The sequence below is a fragment of the Henriciella sp. genome (assembly GCF_049649345.1).
Classification (GTDB): domain Bacteria; phylum Pseudomonadota; class Alphaproteobacteria; order Caulobacterales; family Hyphomonadaceae; genus Henriciella.
Genome location: NZ_JBARZC010000438.1, coordinates 1 through 4,490, shown reverse-complemented (window position 1 = coordinate 4,490; position 4,490 = coordinate 1). Strand labels below are relative to the sequence as shown.

4 protein-coding genes and 1 pseudogene are annotated in these 4,490 nt (G+C 61.3%); 2 read left to right on the top strand and 3 right to left on the bottom strand.

Annotated elements, in window-relative coordinates; translation table 11 throughout:
* Nucleotides 1–876, bottom strand: an 876-nt coding sequence (locus WA989_RS12125) for a pyridoxal phosphate-dependent decarboxylase family protein (protein WP_424340754.1), incomplete at its 3' end; no start/stop codon positions are given.
* Nucleotides 877–927: 51 nt separating this feature from the next.
* Here WA989_RS12125 and WA989_RS12120 point away from each other — a divergent pair.
* Both WA989_RS12120 and trmFO read left to right on the top strand, forming a co-directional pair.
* Complete coding sequence (locus WA989_RS12120) at nucleotides 928–1,998, top strand: DUF2855 family protein (protein WP_424340753.1); 1,071 nt, start codon at nucleotides 928–930, stop codon at nucleotides 1,996–1,998.
* A 41-nt stretch (nucleotides 1,999–2,039) separates the two neighbouring features.
* Nucleotides 2,040–3,452 carry a methylenetetrahydrofolate--tRNA-(uracil(54)-C(5))-methyltransferase (FADH(2)-oxidizing) TrmFO gene (gene trmFO / locus WA989_RS12115; RefSeq protein WP_424340752.1) on the top strand — a complete coding sequence of 471 codons (1,413 nt, stop codon included), beginning with the start codon at nucleotides 2,040–2,042 and terminating at the stop codon, nucleotides 3,450–3,452.
* Between the two features lie 31 nt (nucleotides 3,453–3,483).
* Here trmFO and WA989_RS12110 read toward each other — a convergent pair whose 3' ends face one another.
* Together WA989_RS12110 and WA989_RS12105 are read right to left on the bottom strand one after the other, a co-directional pair.
* The gene (locus tag WA989_RS12110) at nucleotides 3,484–4,092 is read right to left on the bottom strand and encodes a glutathione S-transferase family protein (RefSeq protein ID WP_424340751.1); all 609 of its coding nucleotides are present in this window, start codon (nucleotides 4,090–4,092) and stop codon (nucleotides 3,484–3,486) included.
* A gap of 64 nt (nucleotides 4,093–4,156) precedes the next feature.
* Nucleotides 4,157–4,490: pseudogene (locus WA989_RS12105) on the bottom strand (TonB-dependent receptor); the annotation flags it as partial.

Sequence of the window (4,490 nt, the reverse complement as noted above, 5' to 3'; positions counted from 1 at the left end):
GTGAAACCAGAGGTCATTTTTCCGGGCCACCTGCGCGGCGGCGGACAGGTTATCGATGGACCCGGTATTTACCGTTCCGGCGGTGGCGATGACGAGAAAGGGATGATAGCCCTTGGTGCGGTCTTCTTTGATGGCGGCCTCGAGCGCCCGCACGTCCAGACGGAAGTCGGCATTGACGGATATTTTCCGAAGCGCGTCAGATCCTAGCCCAATCATGTCGAAAGCTCTCGCATTGCAGCTATGGGCTTCGGCAGACGTATAGCCGACAAGCTTGTTGCCTGCTGCGCCCCCGGTCCGCATGGCAAACCGACTCGCCCGGTCGCGCGCTACCTTGAGGGCAATGATGGTCGCCATACTTGTACCGGAAACGGCAAGCCCGCTCGCGCTCTCCGGAAAGCCGAACAGGTCTCGCACCCAGGCGATCAGCTGGCGCTCGACATAGATGGCCGCGTGATCACGCCCGCCGGCATTCACATTCATTGCAGCGGCGGCAATTTCGGGGATCAACCCGCTCGGCGTCCCGGAGCCGTGGACCCAGCCAAAGAAGCGCGGATGGGTGTTGCCGACAGAATACGGAAGCAGCGCCTCCAGCGCCGAATCGGTCTCGTCCGGCCCTTGACCGCCGCCAGGAAGCGGGCGGGACAAGACCTGTTTCAGCGTGTCCGGCACAGGCGTCCAGACCCTGCCTTGCGTCGCGGCCTCCATCTTGTCGACAGCCTTGTCGACCATGGCGTGAGCGCGCGCGCGGAACCCTTCCCAGTCCTCTGGATCGAGTGTCACATGTGAACGCGGGTTCGGATCATCGTCGGATGTCATGAAAGCCCCATAGCGAAACTGCCCGTCCAGTACATCCCGCCAAGTGCTTTCGCTAGGCATGGCGCCGGGCATCCACTAGGCTGTCAAAAAGAGAAGGGGTGAGGAAACGGCATGGCAGAAGAACATTGGATTTCGCGCGACAATATCCGCGACACGAAATGGGTCACAACCGATCGTGGTCTGGCTGAGGGTGAGGCTCGTCTCAAGCCCGATGCCTTCGCGCTCACGGCCAATAACGTGACCTATGCCACGTTCGGCGGCCCGCCGATGAATTACTGGAACTTCTTTCCGGCCGAAGACCCTGCCTATGGCCGCGTCCCGGTCTGGGGATTTGCCACTGTGGCAGCCTCCAACGCCGAGCGCATAGAGCCCGGCCGGCGCGTCTATGGCTATTTTCCGGTCTCGAGCGACCTGATCGTGCAGCCAGTGCGCGTGAGCAAGACAGGCTTCTCCGACGGAGCAGCGCATCGCCAGGAGCTTGCGCCGATCTACAATGCCTACCTCTTTACCGACACCGATCCGGTCTACGTCGCAGACCGCGAGCCCGAGCAGATGCTGTTTCGCCCGCTCTATATGACCGGCTGGATGATCGTCGACAGTTTGATGAATGCCGACGAACCGCCCGAGACGGTGATAATCTCCAGTGCATCCTCCAAGACAGCGCTCGCCACCGCGCACGGCCTGCACCGGGCCGGCGTAAAGACGATCGGTCTCACATCGCCAGGCAATGTGGCGTTCGTGGAAAAGTCGGGGCTCTATTCGGAAGTGGCGACGTATGACGAGGCGACCAGTCTGTCACCCGGCGCGCCTGCCGCCTATGTCGACTTTGCCGGGCGCCCTACCCTGACAGCGGCGATCCACACCGCCTGCGGCAAGGCGCTCACGCGCAGCATGATCATCGGCATGACCGACTGGGAAGCCGATCGAACCCCACCAGCAGACCTCCCCGGCCCGGAGCCCGAATTCTTTTTCGTGCCGACTTATGCCGCCGAGCGCGCAAAATCGCTTGGTCCGGACAAGCTCGCCGCGATGACGCAGGAGGCGATGGTGTCCTTCTACCCGGTCTCGCGGAAATTCGTCACGCCAGAGGTGGTAACCGGCAAGGAAGCGATCGACGCGGCCTGGCAGGCGAGCGTTGACGGCGAGGTCAGCCCCGACCGCGGACTCATCTGCAAGCTCTAGATGGGTTGACCGTTTCGGCCCGGCGCTCCACATCGCAGGTCATGAGCATCAAACCGATCCACATCATCGGGGGCGGCATGGCCGGCTCCGAAGCCGCATGGCAGGCCGCAAATATGGGCGTGCCTGTGATTATCCACGAAATGCGCGGCGTGCGCGGCACCGAAGCCCACCAAACAGACAAACTGGCAGAGCTTGTCTGCTCCAATTCCTTCCGCTCGGACGACCACACGTCGAATGCGGTCGGTGTGCTGCATGAGGAAATGCGCCGCGCGAACGGCCTGATCATCACCAAGGGCGGTGAACACCAGGTTCCGGCCGGCAGTGCGCTGGCAGTCGACCGCGAGGGCTTTTCCGAGGATGTAACGGCGACGCTGAAAGCCCATCCTCTGGTCACAATTGTCCGCGAGGAGATCGACGGTATCCCGCCCGAAGACTGGGACAGCGTCATCCTCGCCACCGGCCCGCTCACCTCCATCAAGCTCGCCGAAGCGATCCGCGCGCATACGGGCGAGGAAGATCTTGCCTTCTTCGACGCCATTGCGCCGATCGTCTATTTCGACTCAATCGACATGGACAAAGCCTGGAAACAGAGCCGGTATGACAAGCCGGGGCCAGGCGGTGACACGGCGGCTTATATCAACTGCGCCATGGATGAGGATCAGTACAATGCCTTCATCGATGCGCTGATCGCGGGCGAGAAGACCGAGTTCAAGGACTGGGAAAAGGACACGCCCTATTTCGAGGGTTGCCTGCCGATCGAGGTGATGGCGGAGCGTGGGCGCGAGACGCTGCGCTTCGGGCCGATGAAACCGGTCGGCCTGACCAATCCGCACGATCCGGATGTGAAATCATACGCCGTGGTGCAGCTCAGACAGGACAATGCGCTTGGGTCTCTCTGGAACATGGTCGGCTTCCAGACCAAGCTTAAATACGGCGCGCAGGCCGAGATTTTCAGGATGATCCCTGGCCTCGAGAACGCGCAATTCGCGCGCCTTGGCGGCATCCACCGCAACACCTTCCTGAATTCACCCAAGCTGCTCGACAATCAGCTGCGCATGAAATCGATGCCGCGCCTACGGTTCGCTGGGCAGGTGACAGGCGTCGAAGGCTATGTCGAGAGCGCGGCGATGGGGCTGCTAGCCGGGCGGTTTGCGGCGGCCGAACGCCTCGGACTTGAGCTTGCACCACCGCCTGCCACCACAGCGCTCGGTGCCCTCATTGGCCACATCACGGGCGGGCACCTTGAAGGCAAGCAGAGCTTCCAGCCGATGAACATCAATTTCGGCCTATTTCCCGATCCCGAACCGGGAACTGTCCCGACGAAGGATGAAGAAGGCAAGCGCATTCGCGGCAAGGCCAAGGGCCGCGCGAAGAAGGGTGTTCAGGCGAGGCGGGCTCTGGAAGATATTCAGGCCTGGGTCGACGGTCAGCGCGAAAGCGTAGCAGCCGAATAGGCCCAACCGGCCTACGACGATGGTCGGGCCCTTAGCCGATTTCCGCCTTTGCCTGCTCCCGCCATTTGCCAATATTCTCGAACTCCTCGTGCGGCTTCCACTGCATGACACCGGCAAAACCGCAGAAACAATTGAGCGTGATATCCGCAATGGAGAACCGGCCTGCTGCAAGAAAGTCATTGTCGGCGAGGTGAGCATTAATGCGCTTGGCCATTGCCTTCGCACCCTTCTCGGCCTTGGCGCCGGCTTCCGGCACTTGCGGGTTTTCGAGCGGCGCCATGGCCGGATGCGCATTGCGAAACCAGGTCGCGAACTGGATAAAGAGCATCAGCTCGACCCGCCGGTCCCACATCTCGATCAGCGCCTTTTCCTTTGGATCAGCGCCCATCAGGTTCGGCTCGGGAAAGATGCCTTCGAAATAGGTGCAGATCGCACGGCTCTCGGTGAGCTGCGTGCCGTCGTCGAGTATAAGCGCTGGCACCTGTGAGAACGGCGAGACCTTCCTGTAGTCATCCGTCTTGTGTTCCTGCTTCATGATCGAGATTTCCTCGATCTCGACATCGCCGAGACGGCCCTTGGCGCTCAGAAATTGTGTGACGCGCTCGGGGTTCGGGGCTTTCGGGCTGTGGTAAAGCTTCATGGCATCCTCCTGTTTTAATGGAGGTCTAGCGCACTCCTTCGCAGTTCCGAAGCTTCACGTCGCGCTAATTGAACCGCTTTCGTATGCCGAAGGTCGCATTCAGCGGCTCGCTGGGAAAATATCGATTGTTTCCAAATGCGAAGTCCGCACGGTCGGCATAGTTGAGATCGAACAGGTTACGAACGATGACGAAGGCCTCGAGCGTCTCGTCAAAAGCGTAGGACGCCCTCGCATGGGTCACCGTGTGGCCCGGATAGGTCCGCTCATTGGCCGGATCGGTAGAGTACTCGCCAACATGTTCAGCCGACAGGCTGGCCTCGAATGCAGCCGTCGGCGTCCAGGCCAGCGTCAGATCCGCCAGAAGCCCGGGCGCCGTATCGACCTCATTGCCCGCGCGG

What these genes read in the sequence shown, in the direction of transcription:
- trmFO (WP_424340752.1), top strand. Translation starts at nt 2,040, where the DNA reads ATGAGCATCAAACCGATCCACATCATCGGGGGCGGCATGGCCGGCTCC.
- WA989_RS12120 (WP_424340753.1), top strand. Translation starts at nt 928, where the DNA reads ATGGCAGAAGAACATTGGATTTCGCGCGACAATATCCGCGACACGAAA.
- WA989_RS12110 (WP_424340751.1), bottom strand. Translation starts at nt 4,092, where the DNA reads ATGAAGCTTTACCACAGCCCGAAAGCCCCGAACCCCGAGCGCGTCACA.